The 25,694-nt window shown below is 42.9% G+C and carries 26 protein-coding genes; 25 read left to right on the top strand and 1 reads right to left on the bottom strand.

Annotated features, from left to right (window positions below; genetic code table 11):
* Positions 1–88: 88 nt before the first annotated feature.
* The 12 genes from C1I38_RS00215 (at position 89) to C1I38_RS00160 (ending at position 12,215) form a co-directional block, all read left to right on the top strand.
* On the top strand, positions 89–760 hold the full coding sequence (locus C1I38_RS00215) for an ATP-binding protein (RefSeq protein WP_119775224.1): 672 nt from the start codon (positions 89–91) through the stop codon (positions 758–760).
* A gap of 1 nt (position 761) precedes the next feature.
* Positions 762–1,391, top strand: a complete 630-nt coding sequence (locus tag C1I38_RS00210; RefSeq protein ID WP_119775222.1) for a DUF4093 domain-containing protein — start codon at positions 762–764, stop codon at positions 1,389–1,391.
* The gene (gene rsmA / locus C1I38_RS00205) at positions 1,392–2,240 is read left to right on the top strand and encodes a 16S rRNA (adenine(1518)-N(6)/adenine(1519)-N(6))-dimethyltransferase RsmA (protein WP_119775220.1); all 849 of its coding nucleotides are present in this window, start codon (positions 1,392–1,394) and stop codon (positions 2,238–2,240) included.
* Between the two features lie 119 nt (positions 2,241–2,359).
* Complete coding sequence (gene yabG / locus C1I38_RS00200; protein WP_119775218.1) at positions 2,360–3,187, top strand: sporulation peptidase YabG; 828 nt, start codon at positions 2,360–2,362, stop codon at positions 3,185–3,187.
* A gap of 69 nt (positions 3,188–3,256) precedes the next feature.
* On the top strand, positions 3,257–4,132 hold the full coding sequence (locus C1I38_RS00195; RefSeq protein ID WP_119775216.1) for a cyanophycinase: 876 nt from the start codon (positions 3,257–3,259) through the stop codon (positions 4,130–4,132).
* Positions 4,129–6,759: a cyanophycin synthetase gene (cphA, locus tag C1I38_RS00190; RefSeq protein WP_119775215.1), complete on the top strand. Its 2,631-nt coding sequence runs from the start codon at positions 4,129–4,131 to the stop codon at positions 6,757–6,759. The genes C1I38_RS00195 and cphA overlap by 4 nt, the downstream gene beginning before the upstream one ends.
* Positions 6,760–6,847: 88 nt before the next feature.
* Positions 6,848–7,747 carry a 4-(cytidine 5'-diphospho)-2-C-methyl-D-erythritol kinase gene (gene ispE, locus C1I38_RS00185; RefSeq protein WP_119775397.1) on the top strand — a complete coding sequence of 300 codons (900 nt, stop codon included), beginning with the start codon at positions 6,848–6,850 and terminating at the stop codon, positions 7,745–7,747.
* Positions 7,748–7,753: 6 nt separating this feature from the next.
* A complete protein-coding gene (locus C1I38_RS00180) occupies positions 7,754–8,440 on the top strand; it encodes a GntR family transcriptional regulator (protein ID WP_015042331.1) in 687 nt (228 codons plus the stop codon).
* A gap of 48 nt (positions 8,441–8,488) precedes the next feature.
* Positions 8,489–9,301 carry a pur operon repressor gene (purR, locus tag C1I38_RS00175; RefSeq protein ID WP_026156457.1) on the top strand — a complete coding sequence of 271 codons (813 nt, stop codon included), beginning with the start codon at positions 8,489–8,491 and terminating at the stop codon, positions 9,299–9,301.
* A 112-nt stretch (positions 9,302–9,413) separates the two neighbouring features.
* Positions 9,414–9,671 (top strand): septation regulator SpoVG, encoded by a 258-nt coding sequence (spoVG, locus tag C1I38_RS00170; RefSeq protein WP_015042333.1) that lies wholly within the window; start codon positions 9,414–9,416, stop codon positions 9,669–9,671.
* Between the two features lie 230 nt (positions 9,672–9,901).
* Positions 9,902–11,263, top strand: a complete 1,362-nt coding sequence (glmU, locus tag C1I38_RS00165; protein WP_119775213.1) for a bifunctional UDP-N-acetylglucosamine diphosphorylase/glucosamine-1-phosphate N-acetyltransferase GlmU — start codon at positions 9,902–9,904, stop codon at positions 11,261–11,263.
* A gap of 10 nt (positions 11,264–11,273) precedes the next feature.
* Entirely contained in the window at positions 11,274–12,215 is a 942-nt protein-coding gene (locus C1I38_RS00160) for a ribose-phosphate pyrophosphokinase (RefSeq protein WP_019224828.1), read from the top strand.
* A gap of 13 nt (positions 12,216–12,228) precedes the next feature.
* On the opposite strand, the gene C1I38_RS00155 is transcribed toward C1I38_RS00160, so the two are convergent.
* The gene (locus C1I38_RS00155; protein ID WP_119775211.1) at positions 12,229–12,987 is read right to left on the bottom strand and encodes a PRC-barrel domain-containing protein; all 759 of its coding nucleotides are present in this window, start codon (positions 12,985–12,987) and stop codon (positions 12,229–12,231) included.
* Between the two features lie 199 nt (positions 12,988–13,186).
* Between C1I38_RS00155 and pth the strand changes: the two genes are divergently transcribed.
* From pth to C1I38_RS00095, 13 genes are all read left to right on the top strand, one after another.
* On the top strand, positions 13,187–13,759 hold the full coding sequence (gene pth, locus C1I38_RS00150; RefSeq protein ID WP_119775209.1) for an aminoacyl-tRNA hydrolase: 573 nt from the start codon (positions 13,187–13,189) through the stop codon (positions 13,757–13,759).
* Between the two features lie 66 nt (positions 13,760–13,825).
* Positions 13,826–14,002, top strand: a complete 177-nt coding sequence (locus C1I38_RS13940) for a hypothetical protein (protein ID WP_165904952.1) — start codon at positions 13,826–13,828, stop codon at positions 14,000–14,002.
* A gap of 98 nt (positions 14,003–14,100) precedes the next feature.
* Positions 14,101–17,664: a transcription-repair coupling factor gene (gene mfd / locus C1I38_RS00145; protein WP_119775207.1), complete on the top strand. Its 3,564-nt coding sequence runs from the start codon at positions 14,101–14,103 to the stop codon at positions 17,662–17,664.
* 210 nt (positions 17,665–17,874) lie between these two features.
* A complete protein-coding gene (locus C1I38_RS00140; RefSeq protein ID WP_119775205.1) occupies positions 17,875–18,813 on the top strand; it encodes a peptidylprolyl isomerase in 939 nt (312 codons plus the stop codon).
* 304 nt (positions 18,814–19,117) lie between these two features.
* Entirely contained in the window at positions 19,118–19,666 is a 549-nt protein-coding gene (gene spoVT, locus C1I38_RS00135) for a stage V sporulation protein T (RefSeq protein WP_015042341.1), read from the top strand.
* 189 nt (positions 19,667–19,855) lie between these two features.
* Entirely contained in the window at positions 19,856–21,025 is a 1,170-nt protein-coding gene (mazG, locus tag C1I38_RS00130; RefSeq protein WP_119775204.1) for a nucleoside triphosphate pyrophosphohydrolase, read from the top strand.
* An 86-nt stretch (positions 21,026–21,111) separates the two neighbouring features.
* Positions 21,112–21,384, top strand: coding sequence for an HU family DNA-binding protein (locus C1I38_RS00125; protein ID WP_015042343.1), 273 nt, complete (start codon positions 21,112–21,114; stop codon positions 21,382–21,384).
* 99 nt (positions 21,385–21,483) lie between these two features.
* The gene (locus C1I38_RS00120; protein ID WP_119775202.1) at positions 21,484–21,750 is read left to right on the top strand and encodes an RNA-binding S4 domain-containing protein; all 267 of its coding nucleotides are present in this window, start codon (positions 21,484–21,486) and stop codon (positions 21,748–21,750) included.
* A gap of 54 nt (positions 21,751–21,804) precedes the next feature.
* The gene (yabP, locus tag C1I38_RS00115; protein WP_026156454.1) at positions 21,805–22,083 is read left to right on the top strand and encodes a sporulation protein YabP; all 279 of its coding nucleotides are present in this window, start codon (positions 21,805–21,807) and stop codon (positions 22,081–22,083) included.
* Between the two features lie 42 nt (positions 22,084–22,125).
* Positions 22,126–22,578 (top strand): spore cortex biosynthesis protein YabQ, encoded by a 453-nt coding sequence (gene yabQ, locus C1I38_RS00110; protein WP_119775200.1) that lies wholly within the window; start codon positions 22,126–22,128, stop codon positions 22,576–22,578.
* 136 nt (positions 22,579–22,714) lie between these two features.
* Positions 22,715–22,954: a sigma factor-like helix-turn-helix DNA-binding protein gene (locus C1I38_RS00105; protein WP_020492254.1), complete on the top strand. Its 240-nt coding sequence runs from the start codon at positions 22,715–22,717 to the stop codon at positions 22,952–22,954.
* Complete coding sequence (locus tag C1I38_RS00100; protein ID WP_119775198.1) at positions 22,944–23,255, top strand: septum formation initiator family protein; 312 nt, start codon at positions 22,944–22,946, stop codon at positions 23,253–23,255. Before C1I38_RS00105 ends, C1I38_RS00100 begins: the two co-directional genes overlap by 11 nt.
* Before the next feature lie 241 nt (positions 23,256–23,496).
* Positions 23,497–25,620, top strand: coding sequence for a SpoIIE family protein phosphatase (locus tag C1I38_RS00095; protein ID WP_119775196.1), 2,124 nt, complete (start codon positions 23,497–23,499; stop codon positions 25,618–25,620).
* Positions 25,621–25,694: the final 74 nt, after the last annotated feature.

Genomic DNA, 25,694 nt, shown 5'->3' with positions numbered 1-25,694 from the left:
CTATCTTCCTGACGTGGTCCTTTGTAGTGATTTTTTGTTTAATGATTGGTTATGATAGAATAGGAAAATATCCTATTATGAGGTTTTTATGGAAAAAGATCTATATATGACAATTTCCAGCAAAACGAAACAGCTACTGGTCAAACAGGAAGGTTTCGATGCGGATTTCAAAATGACAGTTAAAGGCATTCAAGCCACAGATTTAGTAGCATTTGCGAATTCTGAAAATGGAGGAACCATTTTAGTTGGCGTCGGCGAGGTTGAAGATAAAAACAGCATGCAGAAAGGTAGAATGATCGGCTGTCCGGTTGGTGACAAGGAAAGGCTCTTTATTTTAAGTAAAGCTGAGAGTTGTGTTCCGCCCGTTGAAGTCGCTATAATAATAGAAAACTATGCCAGAAAACCAATCTACCGAATTGAGATTCCCTCCGGTAAAGAAAAACCGTACTGCACGGCCGGAGGTACATACAAGATCAGAGGGGACGGTCGGACCAACACCTTGCTTCCCGGAAGGCTGCTGACCCTTTACATCGAAAAACAAAGCGAAACATTTTTTAACCGCTTTCGCGAAGCAACGAAAGAACTAGGGAAAGATATTATGGCTTCGGATACAATGCTTCAAAATGCCTTGAACGAGCTCAGACGCAAAGTGCTGCAGATTGAATCTGCCATTGAGAGTAATAAAAATAGCCTGGAAAAAATAGCGGCAATTGATAAAAAAATGGATCAGATTTTGTCGATGCAAGCTAAAGGAGAATAAAATGAATTTCAACATAAATACAAATCTTGATTATGAGCCACTGATCGTGGTCGAAGGAAAAAACGATGCGCATGCGGTCAGACGTGCCCTGGGCAAAGTTGACATCATCTGGACGGAGGGGTTTGGATTGACGGAGCAAAAGCTGGAGTATATTGCGGAGATGGCAGAGCGGCGCGGCGTTATTGTCTGTACGGACCCTGATTTTGCTGGGGAACAGATTCGGGAGCGGATCAATAAACGGATCCCGAAGGCCAGGCATGTTTATCTTTCCGTCGAGGTAGCCCGCAATCCGAAAGATCATGACATCGGCCTGGAAAACGTTTCTTCCGAGGAGATCAGGAAAGCGTTTTCCAAAATACTTGAAGTAAAGATTTCGAATACGGACAGCAAAGACGGAGTGAAAATTGTTGAGAAGATGAATACGGATGCGGATGCGGTAGAAATGGCTGATTTACGCCAAAGCGGCCTGGTTGGGCAAAGCTGTTCGGCTGCAAAACGGTCCCGGCTTGGGAAAATTTTGGGGATTGGGGATACCAATGCCAAGCAATTTTTATTTCGCATCAACCGTTTTGGGATAACCAAAGACGAATTTTATTCGGCAGTAAAGCAGATGGAAGGGAATGGGGAGTAAGTGACGGAAGCAAGATGGGAAGATACGGCCTCCTATATCCGCAGAGTTATGCGCCATGGGATACGGGCCAAAAAATCTTTAGGCCAGAATTTTTTAATTGATGACAGCATTATCGAAAGAATCGTTCGGGAGGGTGTGCCCTTAAATAATCTGCCATTGATTGAAATTGGACCGGGACCAGGTGCTCTAACGAGAATACTTGCCCCAAAATTCCCCAGATTGTGGGCGGTAGAACTTGATAAAGAAAAGGTTGAACTGCTCCAAAGAGAATTAAACGCCTACCCGTTTGTTCTGTTGCATATGGATGCCCTAAAGCTTAAACTAGCCAATCTTTGGGGACAGGAAAAAGGCTGGTTGATTGGTAATCTCCCGTACTACATCACAAATCCGCTACTGATGCATTTTCTCGATCAAGCGGAATCACTGCTGGGCATGACCGTTATGGTCCAGAAAGAAGTTGCCGACCGAATGTGTGCCCTGCCCGGGGGAAAGGATTATGGGATATTATCGATTGCCGTTCAGTTATCAGCCGAGGTAAAGAGGCTGTTCGACGTTCCACCTTCGGCCTTTTGGCCGCAGCCGAAGGTCACATCTACGGTGCTAAGACTGGACATCCGGCCATATCCAGGATTTTCATTTGAAAAGAGAGACATCTTTTTCAAGGTTGTGCGGGCGGCTTTTGCGCAGCGAAGGAAAACGCTGCTGAATACGCTTTCTAGCGGACTCTCCTTACCCAAAGAGCAAACTGCGGAGATACTCAAGGCTGCGGAAATAGACCCGAGGCTCAGGGCTGAAGATGTCGGAATACTTGATTATCAGAAAATTGCAGCCATCTGGGAGACGCAATGAAATTGATCCTAAGGATACCGGTTTGGAACCGGTATTTTTTTATGTCATAAAATAAAGTAAATCAGAAAATATGATGCAGTCATTTTTAAAGGAGTTTGCGGAGAGCAGGAGGGTTAGACATGTTTAAAATAGGAGATATTGTGGCCCGCCTTTCTTATAACCAGGATTTATTTTTGAAAATACTGGCCCTGAATAAAAAGCGCAAGAAAATAACAGCAGTGCTCGGTGGGCTTAATTACCGACTAATCGCCGATTCCGATGTCAATGACCTTGTTTTTAAGAATGATAAGCAAACTGTCCATTATCAGCTGGCCGATTCTCAGGAAGTTTATAAAAAATTTCGTAAGGTTGTCTACGACCGCAAATTCAAGGTTGAAGAAGAATACTTTGAAATACCGGGCAAAATTCTTCATTTGGATGGAGATCGAGAATATTTGGATCATTGTCTAAGAACGTATAGACAATTGGGACTTCAGGCCAAAGGTATTTGCAAGTCAGAAGCAGAACAGCCCAAGGCGATTGCCGGGGCTTTACGAGATTATCCGGCGGATATTCTGGTTTTAACAGGCCATGATTCTTTGCTTAAAGGAAAAAGCAATTTGAAAAGTTTGGACAGCTACCGGAGTTCGGGCTATTTTGTGCAGTCCGTCACAGAAGCAAGGCGAATTCAACCGAATAAAGATCAGTTGGTTGTGTTTGCAGGCGGATGCCAGTCTAATTTTGAAGCAATTATTGAAGCCGGTGCAAATTTTGCCTCTTCGCCAAGACGAATGCTAATTCATGCCTTAGACCCTGTGTTTCTGGTCGAAAGCATTGCCTATACGCCAATTGACCGTACCGTTTCTCTCAAAGATATTATTCGACATACAGTTACGGGGGCAGACGGTGTAGGTGGGATTGAAACAAGAGGACAGCTCAGAAGAGGTTACCCCAAAGTAGAGCATTAATCTATGAATACAAAACAACTTTAGGAATAATTTACGCAGATTTCCACAAATTAAGCTCGGAGGGATGCTATGACCGAGCATATTATGGGAAATCTGCTTGTTATCGGCGGAGCAGAAGATAAGGAAAAAGACTGTAAAATTCTAAAATATTATTACCGCGAAGCAGGAGAAAAAAGAGCCAGAATATGTGTGATCACTGCAGCTTCAGAGGACGGGGAACAGGCGGGAACCACTTATAGAGACCTTTTTATGAAGTTTGGCTGCTCAAATGTAGATGTGATTGCCATTAAAGATAGAGCGTATGCCAATGTAGGAGAAAATATTGAAAAAATCATTCAAGCCAGCGGTATTTTCTTTACAGGAGGGGACCAGCTCAGGATTACAGCAATGATTGGTGGGACTGCAATGGGCATGGCCTTGCAGCATCTGTATGAGCAAGGGGTTATTATCGGAGGAACCAGTGCTGGAGCATCTGTGATGTCTGATACGATGATCATCGGCGGGCAAGGAGATACTCCCGGCGAAGACTTAATACAGATGGCCCCCGGGTTAGGGCTTTTAAAGGGTGCCATTATTGACCAGCATTTTGCCCAAAGAGGAAGGATTGGACGGCTTATGACGGCTGTCTCCTTAAATCCGTACTTCTTAGGAATCGGAATTGATGAAGATACGTCTGTCCATATCACGAAGGATGGAAACTTTCGGGTGATCGGGCGTGGAACGGTACTTATTGCTGATGCTTCATGTGCAGTGATCAGTAATGTGGATGACTTAAATAATGGGAAGCCGCTGGCCCTTGCCCCGGTCAAAATACATGTTTTGAGTGAAGGCTGGAGATTTAATATTACTGAACGAATCAGCTTTCTGAGTGAGGCTGATAGACTCAGTATGAATTATTCGGTGCTGCCTAAAAAGGAAATGAAACAGGAGGCTACATCTTCATGATGATACATCAGGTAAAAGCAATTGAAGGCTCAAACTTTTTCAGTTACAGGCCCGTGATCCGCGGAATTGTCAGTATTTCCGAATGGCAGGGGAAAATGACCCATGAGCTTGGTGATTTCAATCAAAGATTGTTAAAAGCGTTGCCTTCACTTGCAGGTCATACCTGTTCCCGTGGAAAACCTGGGGGGTTTGTTGAAAGATTGGAAGAAGGGACATTGCCCGGACATGTACTAGAGCATGTCAGTATAGAATTGCTGACTTTAGCCGGGGAAAAAGGTCGTTATGGCAAAACGCGTGTTCTGGTTGAAGAAATGGATGAATATGAGGTGATCTATGAATATGAATGCAAGGAAGCAGCAATAGAGGCACTTTATGCTGCAGCCGGTCTTCTCAACCGGCTACGCTATGGGGAAGAGCCGAACGCCGAGCCGTTGGTCGCTCAATTAAAAAAACTTCGTTCAGTGTATATGCCCGGGCCTTCCACGCAAGCAATTCTTCAAGCTTGTCTTGGCAGAGGTATCCCTTATCAAAAGCTTGGAGAAGGAAATCTTTATCAGCTTGGATATGGCCGTCTACAAAAAAGAATACAGGCAGCGATGACGAGTGAAACGGGTTGCATCGGGACAGATATTGCAGGAGACAAACAGCTTGCCCGACAAATACTCAGCGAATCTGCTATACCAGTCCCGCGCGGAAAGATAGCTTCTTCGGAAGCGGAAATTCTGAAGCTATTCCGACAATTTGACAGCAGTGTGGTTATAAAGCCATGTCTGGGCAATCAAGGAAAAGGGGTATCCCTCAATCTAACGAAGGAAAGTGAGATTGTTAAAGCTTTTCGCCTGGCGCAGAGCTACAGCACAAAGGTGATTATCGAAGAACACATTAAAGGAAACAACTACAGGCTTCTTATTGTTGGGGGCAAATTGGTAGCGGCGGCCAGGAGAAAACCGCCGATGGTTGTCGGAAACGGCAAATCGAGCATTAAAGAACTGATCAAACAGGAAAATAACAATCCTTTAAGGGGGACGGGGCACGAAAAGTATTTATCAAAAATTGTAATTGATCCTGTTCTTATTTTGGATCTCAGCCGTCAGAGATTTTCACTGGAATCTGTTCCGCATCTTGGAGAAAAAATCGTACTTCGGCAAAGTGCAAACCTTAGTACCGGATCAACGGCAGCAGACGTGACGGATTTGGTACACAGGGATAATGCGGAGCTGGCTGTTTATGCAGCAAGCGTACTGGGACTCGATATTGCCGGGATAGACTTTATTTTGGAAGATATCAGGCGCTCTTACCGGGAGCAGGATGGTAGAATTATTGAAGTTAATGCAGCTCCGGGTTTAAGAATGCATTTGCTGCCCAGTGCCGGTCAAAGCAGGAATATTGGTAAGGATATTGTCAATATGCTCTTTCCGCATGGAAATGGCAGAATCCCTATTGTCTCTGTGACAGGAACCAATGGCAAGACAACTGTCGTCCGTCTCTTAAGTAAAATGCTTCAGAAACAGCAATTAACGGTGGGGATGACTTCGACGGAAGGGATCTATATTAATGACAGACTGCTCAGCAAGGGTGACCACAGCGGACCTGTCAGCGCCCGGACTGTCCTAAGACACCCCGATGTCCAAGTTGCGGTCCTGGAAACAGCCAGAGGGGGGATCTTGCGGGCAGGTCTCGGTTATGATTATGCGGATGTCGCAATTATCACAAATATTTCTGAGGATCATCTCGGTCAATACGGTATTGAAAATATTGAGGATTTGAGCAAGGTGAAGAGTCTGGTTGCTGAAAGAGTACAAAAGTATGGTTTTGCCATTCTGAATGCAGATGATCCTCAGGTTGTGGATCTGGACCAAAAAACCAGTGGCCATGTTATTTACTTCAGTACTGAGATCCAGAATAGAAGAATCTGCAAACACCTAGCGTTTGGAGGCGTTGCCGTAGTCGCAGATGAGAGGAAGATATGGATTTATCAAGGAACCTGCGGCTCAACTGTTTGTAATTTAAATAAGATCCCGATTACCTGGGGAGGAAAAGCAAGGCATAATGTTCAAAATGTCCTGGCAGCTGTTGCAGCTTGCTATGCGTTGGGATATAATGCTCAGCAAATCAGGAGGGCGGTAAGCGGCTTCGGGCAAAATCCTGAAGATAATCAGGGAAGGCTCGAATATTATGAAATGGATGGCTTTAAGGTAGTTCTGGATTACGGTCATAACCCTGCCGGTATGAAAGAGGTTGTCCAAACACTTCAGATGATTGGGCACAAGAGGCTTGTAGGGTGTATCGGCTTGCCCGGTGACAGAAGCGACGCCACAGTAAAACAATTTGCCAGGGAAGCTGCCGCAGGATTTGATCTGCTGTATATTAAGGAAGATGCAGATCTTCGAGGCAGAAAATCAGGAGAAATTGCGCAAATGATCTATGAAGAGGCTTTAAAGGAAGGGAAAAAGGCAAGTTCGGTAAAGATCATTCTTAAGGAAGAGGAAGCCTTACGCGAAGCTCTGGCAAAAGCTAGAGAAGGAGATATTGTTGTGATCTTTTATGAAAAAGCAGAGCCGTTAAGAAAAATCATTAGTGACCACTTCAATTCAATCCCGCCTGAAATAAGAAATTTGGTGGATTAGAATATTTTTCTGGTAGTATGAGGGTGTAATACGCTATAATATTAGGAAAATAATTCTATGGTATCAAAGGTAAAAGAACTTGGTAAATATGAAAGAAAATTCTGTGGTTGTTTTGGCACCTGCCAAGATAAACCTCGCGCTGGCTGTCAATGATATCAGGACTGACGGATATCATAGTCTTGAAACGGTCTTTCAATCTGTGTCTCTGTTTGATCGGGTTGAAATCACACTTCAAGACGGTGGGATATCTTGTCTTTGCGGCGAATTAAGCGGCGAAAAAAATCTCGCTTATCAGGCTGCCGGACTTTTCCTAGATGAATATAAGACCAGGACATTAGGTATAATTCCCGGAGCTAAGATTAATATTGAAAAGCATATTCCGTTACAGGCCGGCCTTGCCGGGGGAAGCAGTGATGCCGCAGCTGTTCTTATAGGACTGAACAGACTGCTGTCAAATCCTTTTTCCTATGAACATTTAGTGGGACTAGCTAAACAGTGTGGTTCCGATACGGCATTTTGTCTGCTTGGAGGAACAGCATGGGGGGAAGGGATCGGTTCTGAACTCAAAGAACTTCCCCGGGTACCCGAGATGGATATCATCCTGGTTAAACCGGAACAGGGAGTAAGCACTGCAGATGCTTACCGATTATTTGATAAACGCGCTGAATTTTCCAAGCTCGATCAAAAAAAATGGGTGAGTGTTCTAAATGCTTCTAGGATCGATATGATTGGCAGAATGCTTTCCAATGATCTGGAGAATGTTGTTTTTGATCTTGTCCCTGAGACTTCTGTCTTAAAACGGCTGTTGTTGGAAGGAGGCTGCCTTGGGGCTCTGATGTCCGGAAGCGGTTCTACGCTGTTCGGAATCGTGAAGAATCATAGTCAGGGAGAAAAGATGCGCAAGGTTTTGGCTGAGAAGGGTTATCATCAAACCTGGTTAGTAAAAACGATTGGTTCTCGAAATATTAAATTTGGAGAAAAGGAGTGATTTTTGGTGGAAAGACGTTTAGTACCGGTAAAACTTGATAGTTATAAACCTCTGAGGGAAATCGTGCTTGAGGCTTTACGGGAGGCCATCGTCAGTGGAGTTCTGGAGCCGGGAGAACGCTTGATGGAAATTCAGCTGGCGGAAGAAATGGGTGTAAGCCGTACACCTGTAAGAGAAGCAATCCGTAAACTTGAACTGGAGGGCTTCGTGGTCATGGTTCCACGAAGGGGCGCTTATGTGGCAGGGGTTTCTCATAAGGATGTTAAAGATGTATTTGAAATCCGCGCAGCCCTAGAAGGACTGGCAGCAGGACTTGCTGCCGAGAAGATTACAGAAGAAGAAATCGATGAGATGGAACGGATTTTATATTATGAAAAAATGCCTGATTCTCTGGATGTTATTGTCCAATCCGATATAGATTTTCACGCTCTTTTGTATAAGGCAAGCCGGAATGAGAGGTTGATTCAGATTCTTGCGAACCTGAAAGAACAGACACAGCGATTCCGTACAACATCTTTGGCAGTTCCGGGAAGGGTTAAGAATACGATTCAGGAACATCGGGCGATCATTGATGCTGTGGCAAGGCACGATGTGGAAGAAGCGCAAAAGCTTGCAGCGGCACATATTGAAAATGCCGGAAATGTCATGTTTGAAGCTTTAAGGGGTATGTCATCGAGCCGCAAAAGCGAATAACAGTTCCTGCATAGTGTTTTTATGAGATGAAATAAAAGAGATGATTGCATGAAAAGAATTGAGAGAATGATTGCGTTAACAGAAATTCTGATTTCCCACCCGAATGAGCTTTTGACTTTGGGTTTTTTTGCCGACCGTTTTGATACTGCGAAATCGACTATCAGTGAAGACCTGGTCACGATTAAAGAAAGTTTAACGCTCACGGACAAGGGTAATCTGGAGACAATTCCAGGGGCAGCCGGAGGTGTCAAGTATTTGCCCGGAATCGGCAGAGAAGAAGCAAAAAACTTCCTGACATCTCTTGCCGGAAATTTAAATGCGGGCGACAGGACGCTTCCTGGTGGATTTCTTTATATGTCTGATATTCTCTATAATCCTATTATTACCAGGAAATTAGGGCTTATTTTTGCCAGCTTTTTTCGGAAAAGAAGTCCTGAAGCCGTGATAACAATTGAAACAAAAGGGATCCCGCTGGCCTTAATGACTGCTGATGCGCTAGGTGTACCTGCTGTTGTGGTGCAGCATGGCAATAAAGTGACAGAGGGTTCTTCGGTTAGTATTAATTACATATCCGGCTCCTCCAAAAGAATTCAAACCATGTCTTTAACCCGCAAGGCTTTGGGTACCGGAAAAAAAGTACTGATCATTGATGATTTTATTAAAGCTGGGGGCACAGCTAAAGGGCTGATGGACCTTATGCAGGAATTTGATGCCAAGGTCGTAGGCCTTGGCATTCTGATGGAAGATACTCTCTGGAATAACTCAAGGCTAGTTGAAGACTACCTTGCTCTTCTGCAGCTGGAAATAGATGCTTCAAAAGGCAGGGCATTTGTCATGGCAAATGACTTAAAAATGATGTAGAATATTTTGAATTATAAATTTTTTTTGCTAAAAAGAAGGAGTTTTTTGCCAAATAGAGAATAAAAAAAGAAGATTTTTCTGGAGGCGGAAGAGAAGGGTGGTGATTCTCAGCATGGAGATTACTGACGTCAGAGTCCGAAAGGTAAATGCCGAAGGCAAGATGAAAGCAGTCGTATCGGTTACATTTGACAACGAGTTTGTTGTTCACGATGTAAAAGTGGTTGAAGGGACGAATGGTTTATTTGTGGCGATGCCCAGTCGAAAGACCCCGGAAGGCGATTTTCGCGATATTGCCCACCCGATTTCATCTGCGGCAAGAGAAAAAATCCAGACTAAGGTACTAGAAGAATACGGAAAGGGCATTGAATAATATTTAATTTTGCTGAGGAGAGACCATCATTTGAGAGGTCTCTTTTTTATCATATTGAATAAAATGCAATAATATAGGCGGAATACAAAAAAATATCTGTAATTTCTTTTTATTCTTGGCAATAATTCGTTATAATAAATGAAGTACAACTATGCAAGTATCTGCTCATCCATTATAGGATATTTTAAGGTTGATAAGGTACTTGATCACTTTGGAGGGTAAATAAGGAAATGTCTCATTTTACGGCAGTCATTTTGGCTGCGGGAAAAGGTACCCGTATGAAATCAGAATTACCGAAAGTGATGCACACGCTGGCTGGCCGTCCGCTGATCGACCACGTTCTGGAGAAGGTTGCAAAACTGAAAATTAATGATGTCATTACGATTGTTGGTCATGGCCGCGAAATGTTGTCGGAACACCTTGGGGAACGAACCAGGGTGGTTGTTCAGGAAGAACAATTGGGTACAGGTCACGCCGTGATGCAGGTATTGCCATTGATTGATGAAGACAGTAGCATTCTGGTCTTAAGCGGGGATCAACCGCTTTTAGCCGGACATACGATTCACTCATTAATGGAGATTCACCAAAAGACGGGCTCTTCAGCCACTGTACTCACGGCAATCATGGAGAATCCTTCAGGTTATGGGAGGATAATGAAAGAGAATAACGTTTTTCAAGGCATTATCGAAGAAAAAGATGCAGCTGTTCTGCAAAAAGGGATTAAGGAGATCAATACAGGCACCTACTGTTTTAATGGAGCAGCCTTAAAATTTGCGCTTCAAAAGATTGCGCCTAAAAATGCTCAGGGAGAGTATTATCTCACTGATGTCTTTGATATCCTGCTTTCGTCTGGTCAAAAAATTGAGATTTTTTGTACGGATGACCCGTCAGAAGCTTTAGGCATCAACAATCGGGTTCAGCTGGCTGAAGCCGAGGATATCTTGTATGACCGAATCAGAAAATACTGGATGATGGAGGGAGTAACGATCATCAATCCTCCATCGGTTTTTATAGATGCGGAAGTTGTTCTTGGGAAGGATGTCATTCTTAATCCTTTTACAATGATTAAAGGAAATACCAAGATTGAAGAAGGGGCGAACATTGGTCCCTCGACAACACTAATCAACTGTGTTTGTCAGAAGGGATGTCAAATCGAACACTCTGTTGCACGAGACGCAGTGATCGGAGAGAATTGCTTTGTGGGACCGTATGCTTACCTGAGACCCGGAACGATTTTGGGTAAAGAGGTTAAAGTTGGTGATTTCGTAGAAATTAAAAACAGCATTATTGAAGAGGGAAGCAAAGTCCCTCACCTGAGCTATATTGGTGATTCCAGGTTAGGCAAAAATGTGAACATAGGTGCAGGAACAATTACCTGCAACTATGATGGCGAGAAAAAGCACCAGACCATTATTGAAGACCGTGTTTTTGTCGGCAGCAATACAAACTTTGTTGCTCCGGTATCCATAGGTAAAGAAGCAGTCATTGGCGCCGGGTCAACAATTACGAAAGATGTTCCTGATCAGGCTCTAGCGATTGAAAGATCACAACAGCGCATTATTGAAAATTGGCACTCCGCCAAGAAAAAGTAGGGGGAAAATTATGGCTACGAAAGAACTTAAAATTTTTTGCGGAAACGCAAATAGGGAACTTGCACAGGAAATTGCTGATTATCTTGGCATTTCAATGGGGGTTGCCAATGTCAAAACATTTATGGACGGCGAAATCAACATCGGGATTGACGAAAGCGTAAGGGGTGCAGATGTATTTGTTGTTCAGCCGACCTGCGCGCCAACCAACGATAGTATTATGGAGCTGTTAATCCTTATTGATGCCTTGCGGAGAGCGTCAGCCTATCGGATTACAGCAGTGGTCCCCTATTACGGCTATGCCAGACAGGAAAGGAAGACAAAGGCCAGAGAACCGATTACGGCGAAACTCATGGCCAATCTCATAACGACTGCCGGAGCGGATCGTCTGGTAGCCATGGATCTTCATGCACCTGCAATTCAGGGTTTTTTTGACATTCCAGTTGACCATCTCCCCGGAGTACCGATCCTCGCGGAATATTTTATGGAGAAGAAACTCGAAGATATTTGCGTTGTATCGCCTGATATTGGAGGAGTCGGCAGGGCCAGGAATTTTGCGGAACGAATTGGGGCATCGCTTGCGATTGTGGATAAACGCCGGCCTGAACCGAATGTATCAAAAATAATGCATGTCATCGGTGACCTGCAGGGAAAAATAGCAGTACTTATTGACGATATCACAGATACTGGCGGTACGATTACCCAGGCTGCAGCTGTGCTGATGGAAAAAGGAGCCAAAGAGGTCTATGCCTGCTGTACGCACCCGGTATTATCTGGCCCAGCTATCGGCATTCTTGAAAAATCCGTTATTAAAGAATTTGTCGTAACAAATACCATTCCTTTAACCCCGGAAAAGAAGATTGATAAGATTAAAGTGCTTTCTGTTGCTCCTTTATTGGGAGAAGCTATCGTTAGAATTCATGAGGATTTATCTGTCAGTAAATTATTCAGTTAATTCTTCAGAGCACTTAGATAAGGTCGTCTTTGGGGCCCTTGTCTGCATTGGCGGGTTCTTCATCCTGCTCCTCACAGAAATTATCCGTAATAGACGTGTCAATTTCTGCTGAGATAGGTTGAATTGGCTTGTCTGTATCATTCGGGGAATCTTCGTTTGTTTCATCGTCCTTGTTCTTTTTCCAGAATCTGTTCAGATCCTGACTTTTTCGGCTTGCCTTTTGGGAAGCAATCTGAATCAAAGATTTGACATTATCATTAATGCCTTTCGTAAAAAGTTCAAGTCTTTCTTCACAGCCTTTGACCGCCACGACGACATCGGAACCGATGGTAAGAATATCGTCGGCGTTCAGGCTGGCTTTTCCTTTGAAAAAGCCCTCTATTTTACCTCCGGAAATATCAAGACTTGATATCATGCCACTTTCGGTATCGATATAGAATTCTTCAATAATACCGAGAGTTTTGCCGCTGGCAGTAATGACTTTTGTTCCAATGATTGCGGTTTTTTCTTTGAGAAGTTCTAAAATATCAGGTAAATTTGTAGCTTTTTCCGCCTGATTCTCAGTGCTGACGGTGATGACGTTTTCACCAATACTGACAACTCTGTTATAAGGAATAATACGTTGTTCTTTGAAGAACCCTTTGGGGTCAACCACTAATGCGGCGACAGCTTTGGCTTTCGGGTCAATGACAATATTGCGCACAAACCCGATCTGCTGGCCTTCTTTTAGAGAGATAATTGACAGGGATAAAATTTTTTTACTGGGCAGCATAGGATTCCCTCCTTTTTTAAGTCTATCAGAAAACGCTAAGAGCTTTCCGATAGATCTAAGTGCAACTAAGGCTACCGCCAAAGCTTGACGCCAGCCAAGTTTTTAAAAATAATCTATATGAAATTAATCCTTAATTAATGCTGTTCTGTCTATTCAATTTATGCTTAGGACTTTAACGATATGCCGGTAAGGAGAATTTATGAGGGCTGTAATCGGTCTCGGGAATCCGGGAGTTAAATATAGCGAGACAAAACATAATGCAGGGTTCATGCTACTGGATAGAATTGCCGCTCAGGAAGGATTGTCTTTCCGTAATGATTTTCGTGGCCAAGTGGCTGAAATGAGAAACAAAGATGAGCGGATATTTTTTCTGAAGCCAATTACCTATATGAATCTAAGCGGTTTAGCCGTTGGGGAATTGATAAATTATTATAAAATAAACACGCAGAATATATTGGTGATCCATGATGATATGGATCTCCCCCTCGGCAAGATACGATTAAGGGCTAAAGGGAGTGCTGGGGGACACAACGGGCTGAAATCCATCATTGCGGAATTGGGGTCACAGGATTTCTGGCGTCTTAAAATCGGTGTTGGAAGACCAAAGGCTGAATTTGATGTGGTTAACCATGTACTCTCAACGTTTACCGAAGAGGAAAAAGCAGTATTGGATGGTACTCTGGACAGGGCACAGCGCGCAGTAGGATTGTGGACAGAGGGCCGTGGGGACGAGGCCATGAATCTATTTAATCAGGAAAAACAGTCACTTTAAATAAAGCTGAAGCGTATAACCTTGGATTGGATAGGCAAGCATATTACTCAGGAGGTGTTTTATCCTATGTATATGCTTAAAATATGCCGTTGCTGTGATACCATCGTTGGTCAACTGGAAATGGATGACACCAGGCCACTCAGGATGGATTTTTCTGTTGAGATTAAAGGCAATGTTGCCTATACGCTTTGCTCAAGATGCATGAAGGAACTGGATATCAGCGGAGTGACGTACTATCAGTAAATATGGTTTGCTCAACTCGAATACTCGAAAAACAGGTATTTTCTATCCTGGCTAAAGATATGATAAGAAATGAGCTACTTTTTGCAGGAGGGCAGCGAATGCCTACGATTAATGATTTTTTGTACAAGGGTTTTGACATTGGGGAAATAAGCGCTGCCTTAAGCAGAAAAGAGTCCCCGCAAATGATTTACCAAATAACCAGCAGTGAAAAAGCTGCGTTTGCAGCCCAGGTTGCCCTGCTGAAGCAGCAGGCTCTGATCATCACTTATACAGATGAACAAGCCCAAAAATGGGCAAGGGATCTTGAGGCGTGGCTTCCGAAAAAAAATATTATGCTTTTCCCGACAACAGAGTGGCTTCCGTTTGAGGTTTTTGGCAGAAGCCACGAAATTACGGCAGAGAGAATCCGGGTCTTGAGCAGCCTGCTCCCATTCAACCGGGAAACAGACAGCGAAACAATTGTCGTTGCGCCCGTCCAGGCGATCATGAAGAAACTAATCCGCCCAGAAAAGTGGTTGAGGCATTGTATCCTTTTTAAGGTCGGGGAACAGTATGTAGTTTCTGACCTTCTGCGCTTATTAGTAGAAGCCGGCTATGAACGTGAAGAAACCATTGAGGGCAGAGGCCAGTTTGCTTTGCGCGGAGGGATTCTCGATATTGCACCACATGACAGAGATCCTGTCAGGATAGAATTTTTTGATGAGGAAGTAGATTCTATCCGGGTATTTGATTTGGAGACCCAAAAATCGTTGGAAAGCATTTCTGAGGTTCTTATTGTTCCCGTTCAGGAGTATGTTATCGATACCAAAAAGCAGCAGGACTTAAAAGGGGAAATCAGGGCCAGGGCGCGCAAAGCCGTCGGACGTTTACAGCGGCTGGACAGGATAGAAGCGGTTAAGAGACTTCATAAAAAAGTCGAATATCTTGAAAATCGGCTGAACACGGGAATTCTTGATGAAAGCATTTATCCTTACCTGAGTCTACTGTCCGAAGAATATGTTCCTTTCTTTGAATGGCTTGATCAGAATTGTCTTGTATTTCTCGATGAACCGCTCCGGCTTAAAGAGCAGCTAGATTTTCAGTCCAATCAGCGCCTTGCTGAATTTACGGACAACCTGGAAAAGGGGGAAGAGTTTGTTAATTCCGATCATTTATTCATCAGCTTTGAAGATTTGCTCGCCAGTGGAAAGCGTCCTTTGCTGGGCCTGTCGAATTTATTGCGGGAAATACCCGGGTTTGACCCTAAAAGAGTGACGAACATGATTGCCCGCCCTTTAGCTGGGTATGGCAAGACTTCAATCCTGGTGGAAGAGATTCAGCGGTGGAAGTCCGTCGGATACGTGATTGCACTTTTTGCAGGGAATGAGGAACAATCACAGCGGCTAGGGCAAGGGCTAAAGGACAGAAGCATTAACGCCAGTCTGGTTAGGATGGAAGATCCGATCGTGCAGGGTGGTGTTTATATTTATCCGCTTTCGATTAACCAGGGCTTTGAACTGCCTGTAAGCAAAATGGTTATTTTTTCAGAATCCGAAATATACCGAAGAGAACGAAAATACCAGGCGAAACCCAAAAAAGGCCCAAAAGAAGCAGATATTCTTTCTTTCAGCGACCTTAAATCAGGTGATTACGTCGTGCATTTTTACCATGGAATCGGCAAGTTTACCGGGATTGAAACCATTGAGGTCGACGGTATTGAAAAGGACTATTTTTCGATTCGTTATGCCGGTGAAGATAAACTATATGTACCGCTTGATCAACTGCAGCTGCTGCAGAAATACCTCGGGGCAGAAGAATCAACCACACCCAAGCTGAATAAACTGAACGGCAATGAATGGAACAAGGCGAAAACCAGGGCCCAGAGCGCTGTTAAAGAGATGGCCATTAATTTACTTGAGCTTTATGCGAAAAGGGAAGGGGCTGTGGGATTTGCTTATCCGGAAGACAGCTACTGGCAGAAAGAGTTTGAAGACCGCTTTCCATATGAAGAAACACCAGACCAGCTGCAGAGTATTATGGAAGTCAAAAAAGATATGATGAAAGCCCGGCCGATGGACCGGCTTCTTTGCGGAGATGTGGGGTACGGCAAAACAGAAGTTGCACTGAGAGCCGCATTTAAGGCGGTTATCAGTAGCAAGCAGGTGGCAGTCATGGTACCAACGACCATTCTTGCTCAGCAGCATTATAATACTTTCAGGGAAAGGTTTATGGATTACCCTGTAAAAATCGAAATGCTGAGCCGTTTTCGTACACCCAAGGAACAGAAGCAAATCATTCAGAATCTGAAAGACGGTTCACTTGATGTTGTCGTCGGCACCCACCGTCTCATATCGGAAGGGGTTAGCTTCAAGGATCTGGGCCTGCTTATTGTCGATGAAGAGCAGCGTTTTGGCGTTGGACATAAAGAGAAGATCAAAACGCTGAAGACCAATGTGGATGTTTTGACACTATCAGCTACGCCAATTCCCAGAACCCTGCATATGTCTCTAGTTGGCTTAAGAGATATGAGCGTTATTATGACGCCTCCGGAAGACAGGTTCCCTGTTCAGACCTTTGTCGCCGAATTTAATGCGGATCTGGTAAGAGATGCGATACGCAGAGAATTGTACAGAGGGGGTCAGGTATTTTTTGTCCATAACCGGGTCGAAACACTGGATAGAGTGGTCAGGCTGCTGAATTTGATTATCCCAGAAGCCCGTTGTGGGGTTGTGCATGGGCAGATGAGCGAAACCCAGCTTGAGAAAGAAATGATCTCCTTTTTGGAAAAAGAGAAAGATATTATGATTTGCACTACTATCATCGAAACCGGTTTGGATATGCCGAACGTCAATACACTTATTGTCGATGAAGCAGACAAATTTGGCCTGAGCCAGCTTTATCAACTCAGAGGAAGGGTGGGTAGGTCAAACAGGAAAGCGTATGCCTATTTTTTATACCAACCGCAAAAAATTCTGACAGAAGAAGCAGAAAAGAGGCTGACTACAATCAGGGAATTCACTGAATTTGGTTCCGGTTTCAAGATTGCCATGCGTGATTTGGAAATAAGAGGAGCAGGTAATTTTATTGGAGGGGAGCAGCATGGGCATCTTGCCAGCGTTGGATTCAGCCTATATGTCAAAATGCTAAAAGAGGCAGTTCAGCAATTACGTGGTGAAACAGTAGAAGAAGTCGCTGAGCCAGTCATAGATATTCAGGTCAAGGCGCTTCTTCCCGATGAATATATTGTGGATAAGCAGATTAAAGCTGCACTTTACCAGAGAATGCTAGGCATTTCTAGTGAAGAACACTTAAGTGACTTTTTGGATGAACTGGTGGACAGATTTGGAAACCCGCCCGATGAAGTTGAAAACCTGGCTAAAATCATCAGGATAAAAATAAAAGCCAAACAACTGGGTCTCGAACAGGTTGTTCAGCATAAACAGAATATCTCCCTGCGGTTTGCCTCTGATCCCGGGATATCCGGAGAACAGCTGATGAGTATTGCAGCAAAATTTCCTTACCCATTGTCATTTGCGGCTGCGGAACAAGGCAATCTTGAATTGAACCTGCGGCTCAGGGTTTCAAGTATAGAAGATATCTTTAAAGCCATATTTAAATTATTTGGTATTTTAGAGGAATACGTGAAGCATCCTGCAGCAGCTGCCAAGACCGTATCCAGTTAGTACCTTATTAACTGTATATCTTAATCCTTGTTCGATACTAAGCCATCCATGGCTGTTGGAAGGATTGAAATATACCGAGTGTATGGCGATTAACGTCCCCGAGAAGGGCTAATGCAGCGATGCCATGGTTGGCAAGGTACTAGTTTAAATTGCTTAATAAATTGTAACTTGGTATAATGACTTCATCCAGCGAAAGGGAGATAGGGATTAATGAAAAAAGTAACCACAACAATAATCATGCTGTTTGCTTTACTGCTTATGCTCACTGGCTGTGCCAAACAGGAATTTGCAGTTAAAGTGAATAAGCAAAGTATCCCCATGACGACTTATGAAGAAAAGTTAAATGCCAGCAAAACCTATTATGAGAAGCAAGGTATGGACTTTAGCACGGATCAGGGTAAGTCCAGTCTGGAAAGTATTAAGAGTTCGGTCTTAGAAGAGTTAATTATGGATGAATTGATTAAGCAGGAAGTCGAAAAAAATAAATGGGATACGACGAATCCTGAAGTTTCGAAACTGATCGAAAAGAATATAAAAAGCCAGTTGAAAGATATGGACTATCAGGTGTTCCTTGATGAAAGAGGGATGACTGAAGAGGAAGTTACGAACCGCTATACTTTTATCTATAACATTGGTAAAGATGTGACAGTATCAGATCAGGAAGTCCAGCAGTATTTTGAATCACATTATTCCGATTACGGCGGACAGGATGAACAGGTCAAAGCTAGCCATGTTTTGGTGGCGACTGAAGAGGAAGCCAATAAAGTGATTCAAGAGTATAATGCTGGAAAAGATTTTTCTGAACTGGCCAAGGAATATTCTACGGATACCGGGAGTAAGGATTCCGGCGGGAACCTCGACTATTTTTCCCGCGGAGAAATGGTTACGGAATTTGAGGATGCTGCTTTCAGCCAGAAGGTAGGGAGCATTTCAGAAACACCAGTCAAGACGAAATTTGGCTATCATGTTATTCTGGTTGAAGACCATAAAGAGGCTGTAGTGCCTGACTTTGAGAAAGTCAAAGCAAGCGTTCAGGAAGATGCTCTCGAAAATGCCAAAAATCTAAAAGTATCAAGTTATTATTCGGAACTTAGACAAGCGGCTCAAGTCGAATACGCCGAAGATTTAAAACCAGCGGGTGCCCAATAAGCAATAGGGTATTTTTGCAATCTTATGATTTCGCACAAATTAAAATATAAAACTTAAAGCCAAGAAGAGGGCGTAACGGAATAAACTGTTGCACCCTCTATCTATATCTTTCTTAAATTCTTTATTTATTTGCTGATTGCTTAAAATATTGTAGTTCCACACAAACTTTATGAAGCGAGCGTTAAGTGTGAGTGGCGTTAATGATTATTCTTTTTTGCATGTATGGAAAAATATGAATAATAAAGCAGTTCAAGATATATACTAAGATTGAATTAGTCGCTTTGGAAAAAGGAGGGAGAACTTAATGAAAGCAACCGGAATTGTCAGAAGAATAGATGATCTTGGCCGAGTAGTTATTCCCAAGGAAATCCGGCGGACTTTACGGATAAGAGAAGGAGATCCACTGGAAATTTTTGTGGACAGAGAAGGGGAAGTGATACTGAAGAAGTATTCACCCATTGGTGAGTTGGGAGATTTCGCTAAAGAATATGCGGATTCTTTATTTGAATCAACAGGACACATTGCCTGTATCGGAGATAGAGATGTCATCATTGCGGTGTCAGGAGCTTCCAAAAAAGACTACTTGAACAAATCTCTTGGCGCTGTAGCCGAGCAGGCCATGGAAGAAAGGAGAACTATTTATAATACGGGAGAATCCTCTGTTTTGAAAGAAACAGAAGGAGAAGAAAAAGTCAAAGCAACAAATCAGGTCATTGCGCCGATTATTGCTGAAGGTGATCCCATTGGGGTAGTCGTACTCATGTCCAAAGAACCAAACATTAAGATGGGAGATTTGGAAATCAAACTTGCTGAAACTGCAGCGGGCTTTTTAGCCAAACAAATGGAACAGTAATGTTTGATGCAAAAAATAAAAGTTGAGAAGGACTGTTAACGGTATGTTGACAGTCCTTTTCTTAACTGTGCGTGCTCAGATAAGTCACCCATTATCTAATTGCTTGCCAAAGATCTTCCTGACATTTATAGTATTATTGGACAAGCAATGAGTACCTTATGAACCTTAATATCAATAGGAGGAAAGCAAGTGGACCCGATTTTAAACATTCTAGGCCTCGGAGACCGGGGACTTGATTCTTTGTCTCTTGCCGCTTATAAATTATTGAAAGGTTCAGATCTGATATTCCTGTGGGATGCCGAACATCCGGCAGCTTCAGATTTGATTCGTGAGGGTTTTCCGTGCCAGGAAATATTCGCAGCAGCGGAACAAATGGAAAATATCATTTTAGACCTGGAAACAGGACTTGATTTAATTGTAGAAAAGGTTATAGCAGTGTCCGGCAAGAAGCAAATAACACTCGCTTTACCGGGTTTTCCAATCGCAGAAGGCAGGATCATAGCCGGACTTCACCAAAGGCTTGGAACCTCTTTTATTGTGAAGGCGACATTGATCAGGGATAATAGTGACCGGCTGGAAAGGCTTACTGCAATTATGGCTGAATTGCGCTCTGCTTGGGGGTGCCCTTGGGATAAGGAGCAGGATCATGAGTCACTGAAGAAATATCTGATTGAAGAGGCCTATGAAGTGCTGGATGCAATTGATTCCAAAAATATGAATAATTTATGTGAGGAATTGGGAGACTTATTATTACAAGTCGTGTTCCATTCCCGCATTGCAGAGGAATCCGGGCAATTCAGCCTGAACGATGTCATAAAGGGCATTTCGGATAAACTGATACGCCGGCATCCTCATGTTTTTGGGTCAGTTGAAGTAGCATCAAGCCGGGAAGTCCTGATAAACTGGGATGAAATTAAAAAAACCGAGAAATTGACATCCCAAAGCTTGAAAAAACAAGCAGAGAGGAATTTCTTTGATATTCCAAGAGGGCTTCCAGCGCTGCAATTTGCTGAAAAGACTCAAAAAAAGGCTTCTAAAGTCGGTTTTGACTGGGAGGATCACCAGGGACCCCTTTCTAAAATCTATGAAGAGCTTACTGAGCTCGAAAAGGAAGTGGGAAAAAGTCCAAGAGTAAAAGAAGAATTAGGAGATTTGCTCTTTTCGATTGTCAATTTGTCGCGCTTTCTCGGAATAAACGCCGAAGAAGCTCTGCGGCAGGGGACGAAAAAATTCCAACAAAGATTTAATAAAATGATGCACAAAATAGATCTGGAAGGACCTGACAAAGGAAGAATGAGCATGGAGAACATGAATTTTTTCTGGGAAGTGGTAAAAAGTGAAGAAAAAACTGGGGTTTGAGGTTTATTTTAGCATTCCCAAGAAGGAAAATGCAGTTTCATAGCGAATATAGAGGCTATTAGTTTTTATTATTAGGAGGGAGACTTTTGAATAAAGCGGAACTCGTTGCTGCAGTAGCAGAAAAGACCGAATTCACCAAGAAGGATGCCGAAAAAGCGGTAGCCGCAGTCTTTGACACAATCAGTCAAGCAATGGCAAGTGGTGAGAAAGTCCAATTAGTTGGTTTTGGTACATTTGAGGTTAAGAAAAGAGAAGAGCGTGTCGGCAGAAATCCTCAGACCAAAGAGGAGATTGTCATTCCCGCATGCAAAGTACCTGGCTTTAAGGCAGGAAAAGCTTTAAAAGAGTCAGTACAGTAAATTCTTAAATTTCTTAAGTTCATAGCTTGATTGCGAAAAACCAGGTTCTTTTTGAGCCTGGTTTTTTAAGATGTATTTTAAAATAAGGAGTTGCTTTGTTTGAGACTGGACAAATATCTTAAGGTATCAAGGCTTATCAAAAGGAGAACTGTGGCCAAAGATGTCTGTGGAGGCGAAAAAGTCAGTGTAAATGGCAGAGTTGCCAAACCTTCGGCAGAAGTAAAGCCTGGAGACATTATTTGCATTGATATGCGGAATCATATCCTTGAAGTCAAGGTAGTGTCGATACCACCAAGTGCCAAGGCGGAAGAAGCTGAGACGCTCTATCAGCTGATCAAAGATGAAAAGAAAAATAATGATGTCTAAACCCCCCACTTTCTGAATAAGTATTTATTCAGAAAGGGCTTTGGGGGGATGGAAATGACAGGTCAACGGGAAATTGAGCATAAGATCATTATCAAAGACAGAAAACTACTGACGGTTTCAGGGGTAAAAAAGGTAAAATCGTTCGACCCCAAAGAGATTATGCTGGATACCACAAAAGGTAGAGTAACGATTAAGGGACGGGATCTGGGGGTAAACAATCTTAACCTCGAACAATCGGAACTGGAGATTGAAGGCCAAATTGACATGCTGATTTATGCTGCGAGTGGATCTGGAGAATCCTCCAAGGGAGTATGGGAAAAAATTTTCAAATAGCCTTTTGAAGGGGGCGAAATCGGGATTAGCGAGTTTGCTGTTTTGATTAGCATTGTCCTAAGTGGATTACTAGTTGGGATATGTTTTGATTTTTACCGAATCTTACGTTGGCATTTGGGCTTGACAAAGATTCAGACGTTTTTAGGAGATTTGCTTTTCTCTGTCGCTGCGCTTGGAATTATTTTTTGCTTAGCGCAAAAAGCAAATTACCTTGAATTTCGTTTTTATCTGTTTTTGGGAAGCTTGTTAGGTCTTTTGCTCTATATTGCCGTTTTTAGCCGATATGTCAAAAAAACTTTTGATGTGTTATTTCGCTTGATCCATCACGTTTGCCAATTTATTAGAAATATTTTTCAGGCGTTTTTCCGAGGCGTTTACATTGGAGTTGCCGTAATGATGCGGATCCCCTATGGCATTCTGCGCTGGCTGGGGATGCTTCTCTATCGAATCGGTGAAGCGATAAGCCGGAATGCTTTAATAAAAAAGAGCAAATAGTATTGATTTTGACCAGCTTTAATTATATAATGACTATACTTATAATGTTTTTGTAGTTGATTTGTACCGAATATGTAGCTAGTATGTAGATGAATTTTTGTCTTTAGCCGTAAATTCACAATAAGGAAAGAAAATTTTGCACTGGGAAATACGGGGATTGGAAAAACTGAGTTTCCGGGAGAGACAAGCTGTCATGCTTAAAGAAAGCGGGCATTCCGTCGAGGATATCGCCAAGGTTCTGGGGATAAGCAGCAGTTCTGTTTCAACCATGCTCGTAAGGGCCAAGACCAAAGGATATCAAATCATCGGAATCATCCAGGATCATGAGTTAGGGCTGAATTATCCGTTGGAGGACGATGAGGGAAATGAGAAATAATAAGAAGTATACAAAAAAGAAAATAAAAAAGATAAATCCAATATTTGTAATTGTTTTGGGAATTGCTTTGATGTTAGGCGGAAGCTGGTCCTATCAGCTGCTTCAGCTGGATCATTCCATTGAGCAGCAAAAAGCAGAACTCGAGAATAAAAAGCTTCAGATTATTGCTCAAAATGATCAATTGCATGAGGAAATAGAGAAATTAAATACCCCGAGTTATGTGGAGCAATTAGCCAGAGAAAAGCTTGGACTGGTTCGTAAAGGAGAAATTTTAATAGCTCCGAAAGAGTCGGGGAATTAATATCAATGAAAAAATATATGTAATAAGCGCTGCCGTAACGAATTATTTAAATTTGTTAAGGGCGGCGCTTTTTGATTAGGTAATATCATGTCAATTCAGCGGTTATATTCGGAGATGATACAACGCCAATCGTTTTTTTGCTGAAGCAAGAAAAATGATTGCCCATGAAGATTCCCGAATTAGACAAGCTTCGCGGCCGTCATCAGCTATAATGATTCCATTAAATGGAAGAGGTGGCATTATGGCTGAATGGGCAACACTCAAAGCTGAGAAAATTATTAATCGATTTTCTGACTCTCTGGGAATACAATGTCTAATTGTTATCGGAGGTTTTTTAACAGCTCGGGCAAACCTATTGGGTATTTATCCATTTGCTGTTGCCTATCTTGCAGTTCTCGGCATGAATATGAAAAAATGGATTCTGCCAGGTCTTACCGGAATTGCGATCGGTCTGGTATCTGTCCAGGATTTTTCTGTATTTCTGGAAGTTATGCCGAGTGCGGTTCTAGGCGTTCTGGCAATTCAGATGATCAAAGAGAGCAAGAACAAAATACTTCTTCTCGCAGGGTTTACGGCACTTGGAACTTTACTGCCCGGATTAGGCGTATCATGGTTTACCAATAGCTTTGGGGAGGAGTCTATCTTACTGGTAATGGTCCAAAGCATTGTTGCGGCAGGCTTTTCAATCATTTTTTTCTTTGCGTTTCTTCATAAGGAGAGCCTCATGAAGGGCAGTTTCAAGGGTGAACAAGGTATGGTGTGGATTTTGGTGCTGGCAGTCTGCTTAAGTGGCTTACAAGGGCTCACTTTTGGGAAAATCAATTTACAAATCACATTTATGGGGTTTTTCCTGCTTTTTGTGGCCTATAAATACGGAGCCGGTTCAGCTGCAGGTGTCGGAGCAATTTTAGGCTTTTTGTTAAAATGGAACCTTGGAATCGATAACCTGATTGATGCGGGACTTTACAGCTTACTGGGGTTTATCTGCGGAGGATTTACTCGTTTCGGCAAGATGGGAATTGCAGCTGCCTACAGCGCCTCTATTTTAATGGCTTCTTTTTTTGTCAATGAGACATTTTTGACTTCTCATCTTTATTCGTCCGCGCTTGCGCTTCTTATGTTTTTCTTATTACCCGGAAAACATGAAAAGTCTTTTCTGAAGAATAAAGTAATGCCAGAAATTGAAACAACCGTAAGTAAAGTCAAAACCGTTGGCGACCTATTTGATCAGCTCGCTTATGGTTTCCAGGCGGCAGGACTTGAATCCAGGCTGCAGCCGGAAGTACCGGAAATGATGAATACCCTGGTTGATAAGATATGCCGGCATTGCCCAGATTCAAATTATTGCTGGCAGCAGGATTTCCATCAAACTTATCATTTTATGTATGACTTGTTTGCCTATGAAGAGAAAAAAATTCAAAGAAAACAAACCGGTGAGGCTTCAGACCAAATCAATCAGGAGAAAGTGCCTGTCGAATGGGGAAAATGCAGTAAACTTGAGGAAGTCATACTGGCGGCTCAATTTATTCTGGAACAAGAAAAGGACAAAGAGGTTTGGCAAAAACGTCTGGCTATAAACAGGGAAGCCTTGGCTGGTCAGTACAGAAGTGTATCTCAGGTGATCGGGCACCTCGCCCAGGAACTTCATTCTCAGCATAATCACGAAGACGGAAAGCCACTGGTCTGGTCCCGCAAGCATAAACTGGTTTTAGATCTGGGTATCGGCTCTTTTATTAAAACTGGTAATGGGATAAGCGGAGATAATTTCAGTTCGGTTTCGTTATCTTCATCCAAAAATGCGCTGATTATCTGTGACGGTATGGGCGCAGGGGAAGAGGCGGCCAGGATGAGTTCAGCGGCGCTTACAATACTGGAACAACTTCTGAGTACTGGTTTTGAACCGGAGAGTGCCATCAAAGCTCTCAATTCGATCTTGGTTTTACGTTCTCCGGAAGAGAGCTTTGTCACCGTCGACATGGCCGTGTTGAATATCGAGACAAATCAAGCCAGGTTGATAAAAATTGGAGCAGCACCAACCTATATCATCAGCAGAAACAAAGTAGATGCAGTAAAAACATCAAGTCTGCCGGCTGGTATACTGAATGATATTGATATTCCGGCGATTGATATTCCTTTTAAAGACGAGACGCTTGTCATCGTAACTGACGGAATCTTGGATGTAGCTAAAAGAAAGGATGACTGGCTCAAAGAATATCTGAAGAACAACAAAAGTTTGACTTCGCAGGATTTGGCCGATAGTATTGTCAAAGAAGCACGAAGACTGTCCGGCGACTGCCTGGAAGATGACGGAGTTGTTCTGGTTGTGAAGAGGAAGGACTTGGCCGGAAAAGATGCTAGAAATTAAACCGGGTTTTAAGCTGTTGTTAAGATTTAACCCTTATAGTCAAAAAAGAAATATTTTTGTTTCGAACACTTTGA

It is taken from the genome of Dehalobacter sp. 12DCB1 (genome assembly GCF_004343605.1).
Lineage (GTDB): Bacteria > Bacillota > Desulfitobacteriia > Desulfitobacteriales > Syntrophobotulaceae > Dehalobacter.
This window is presented reverse-complemented; position numbering and strand designations above follow the sequence as displayed.